Below are 2,708 nucleotides of genomic sequence, written 5' to 3' on the forward strand. Positions count from 1 at the left end.
CCCCTCGCCCGACCCGATCCGGCTCACACCCGCAGCGCCGCCAGCTGCTCGGCGAACGGCACCACCTGCTCGGGCAGCGCCGGCGCCGCCGGGCCGCGCCCGGCCAGCAGGGCCGCCAGCTCGCCGGCCGCCCGGTCGATCCGGCGCGGCAGGCCGTCGGTGAGCCCGTCCCCCGCCGTGCCCCAGTCGTCGGTGGCCGCGTAGACGGCGGTCGGCAGCACCACCGCACGCAGGTAGCTGAACAGCGGTCGGACGGCGTGCTCCAGGGCGAGCGAGTGCCGGGCCGTGCCGCCGGTGGCGGCGATCAGCACCGGCTTGCCGGTGAGCGCGTCGTTGTCGATCACGTCGAAGAAGGACTTGAACAGACCGCTGTACGAGGCCGTGAAGATCGGCGTCACCGCGATCAGGGCGTCCGCCTCCGTCACCGCCTCGATCGCCGCGCGCAGCCCGGCACCGGGGAAGCCGGTGACGAAGTTGTTGGCTATCTCCACCGCCAGGTCCCGCAGTTCGACCACGGTGACGTCCACCTCCCGCCCCTCCGGGGCGAGTCGGCGCACGGTCGAGTCGGCGAGCCGGTCCGCCAGCAGGCGCGTCGAGGACGGCTTGCTCAGCCCGGCACTCACCACCACCAGCTTGAACGCGGTCACTTGGCCACCTCCACGGCCTTCTCGTTCCGGGCCGCGACCAGCGCGGCGTGGGTCGGCCCGTCCGGCACTCCGGCCGGGCGGCCCTTGGCGAACTCCTCGCGCAGCACCGGCACGACCTCCTCGCCGAGCAGGTCCAGCTGCTCCAGCACCGTCTTCAGCGGCAGGCCGGCGTGGTCCATCAGGAACAGCTGGCGCTGGTAGTCGCCGAAGGTCTCGCGGAAGGTCAGGGTCTTCTCGATGACCTCCTGCGGGCTGCCCACGGTCAGCGGGGTCTGCTCGGTGAACTCCTCCAGCGAGGGCCCGTGCCCGTACACCGGGGCGTTGTCGAAGTACGGACGGAACTCGCGCACCGCGTCCTGGGAGTTCTTGCGCATGAACACCTGCCCGCCGAGGCCGACGATCGCCTGCTCGGGCGTGCCGTGGCCGTAGTGGGCGAAGCGCTCGCGGTAGAGCTCGATCAGCTTCTGGAAGTGCTCCTTGGGCCAGAAGATGTTGTTCGCGAAGAAGCCGTCACCGTAGTAGGCGGCCTGCTCGGCGATCTCCGGGCTGCGGATCGAGCCGTGCCAGACGAACGGCGGGACGTCGTCCAGCGGGCGCGGCGTGGAGGTGAAGCCCTGGAGCGGGGTGCGGAAGCGGCCCTGCCAGTCCACGACCTCCTCGCGCCACAGCTGGTGCAGCAGCGCGTAGTTCTCGATCGCGAGCGGGATGCCCTGGCGGATGTCCTTGCCGAACCACGGGTAGACCGGGCCGGTGTTGCCGCGGCCCATCATGACGTCCACCCGGCCCTCCGCCAGGTGCTGGAGCATCGCGTAGTCCTCGGCGATCTTCACCGGGTCGTTGGTGGTGATCAGCGTGGTCGAGGTGGACAGGATGATGCGGTCGGTCTGCGCGGCGATGTAGCCGAGCATGGTCGTCGGCGAGGACGGGACGAACGGCGGGTTGTGGTGCTCGCCCATGGCGAAGACGTCCAGGCCGACCTCCTCGGCCTTGCGGGCGATGGCCACCATGGCCTTGATCCGCTCGTGCTCGGTCGGAGTGCGGCCGGTGGTGGGGTCGGTCGTCACGTCGCCGACGGAGAAGATTCCGAACTGCATGCTGCTCACCAGATCCCAGGTAGTCCAACTTTCAACCACTCTAGCACTCGGGCAGGGGCGGATATTCCCCCTGGCCGCCTCCCGTTCCCTGCGAGGACAATGAAGAGCACGGGCGGGCAAGGGAAGGCTCCGGAAGGGCGGCGGACGATGGGTCCGTACATCGCGGTGAGCGCGCTGAGCCACGAGGGCCTGGTGCGCGAGCACAACGAGGACAGCCTCACGGTCGGGCCGTGGACGCTCTGCGCCACCGTGACCACCAACCCGCAGACCCTGCTCTTCCCGCTCGGCCCGCCGTGCGTGGTCGCGGTCTCCGACGGTCTGGGCGGCCACCCCGGCGGCGAGGTGGCCAGCGCCCTGGTCGCCCGGCGGCTCGCCGCCGACGGGGGCGCGCTGGACAGCGAGGAGGCCGTCCGCGAGGAGCTCCAGGCCTGCAACCGGGCCGTCTACGCGGCCGCCGCCGGGGAGCCGGAGTTCGCCGCGATGGGCACCACCGTCGCCGGACTGGTGCTGCTGCCCGAGCGGGTGGTGACGTTCAACGTCGGCGACAGCCGGGTCTACCGGATCACCGCGGACGGGCTGCGCCGGGTGAGCGTGGACGACAGCCCGCCGCTGTCGCCCGGACAGCGCACCACCTCGGTGGTCACCCAGACCCTGGGCGGCTCGCTCGGGCTCACCTTCGTCGAACCGCACGTCCGGGCCGCACCGCTGGCCGCCGGGGACCGGTACCTGGTGTGCAGCGACGGCCTGACCGACCCGGTGCCCGAGGAGGAGCTGGCCGGGCTGCTGGAGCGGTCGTCCGAGGAGGCGGACCGCTCCGACGGCAAGGCGGCGTTCGAACTGTGGAAGGCCGCGATCGAGGCCGGCGGACCGGACAACATCACCCTGGCGCTGGTGCAGGTCGGGGCGTAGGGGCCCGGTTCCCGGCGGAACGGACCCGCCCCGGGCGGGGCGCCGTAGCGCTCCGCCC

At 72.0% G+C, this 2,708-nt stretch carries 3 protein-coding genes; 1 reads left to right on the forward strand and 2 read right to left on the reverse strand.

Features of this window, described 5'->3' with window-relative positions:
- Positions 1–23: 23 nt before the first annotated feature.
- Complete coding sequence (locus ACFU7Y_RS42740) at positions 24–647, reverse strand: FMN reductase (RefSeq protein WP_380771858.1); 624 nt, start codon at positions 645–647, stop codon at positions 24–26.
- Positions 644–1,741 (reverse strand): LLM class flavin-dependent oxidoreductase, encoded by a 1,098-nt coding sequence (locus tag ACFU7Y_RS42745; protein WP_380771860.1) that lies wholly within the window; start codon positions 1,739–1,741, stop codon positions 644–646. The genes ACFU7Y_RS42740 and ACFU7Y_RS42745 overlap by 4 nt, the downstream gene beginning before the upstream one ends.
- 147 nt (positions 1,742–1,888) lie before the next feature.
- On the opposite strand from ACFU7Y_RS42745, the gene ACFU7Y_RS42750 reads away from it, so the two are divergent.
- Complete coding sequence (locus ACFU7Y_RS42750) at positions 1,889–2,650, forward strand: PP2C family protein-serine/threonine phosphatase (protein ID WP_380771861.1); 762 nt, start codon at positions 1,889–1,891, stop codon at positions 2,648–2,650.
- The last annotated feature ends 58 nt before the right edge of the window (positions 2,651–2,708 follow it).

Origin of the sequence: Kitasatospora sp. NPDC057542, assembly GCF_042801945.1 — a bacterium.
Classification (GTDB): Bacteria; Actinomycetota; Actinomycetes; order Streptomycetales; family Streptomycetaceae; genus Kitasatospora.

What these genes read in the sequence shown, in the direction of transcription:
- ACFU7Y_RS42745 (WP_380771860.1), bottom strand. Translation starts at nt 1,741, where the DNA reads ATGCAGTTCGGAATCTTCTCCGTCGGCGACGTGACGACCGACCCCACC.
- ACFU7Y_RS42750 (WP_380771861.1), top strand. Translation starts at nt 1,889, where the DNA reads ATGGGTCCGTACATCGCGGTGAGCGCGCTGAGCCACGAGGGCCTGGTG.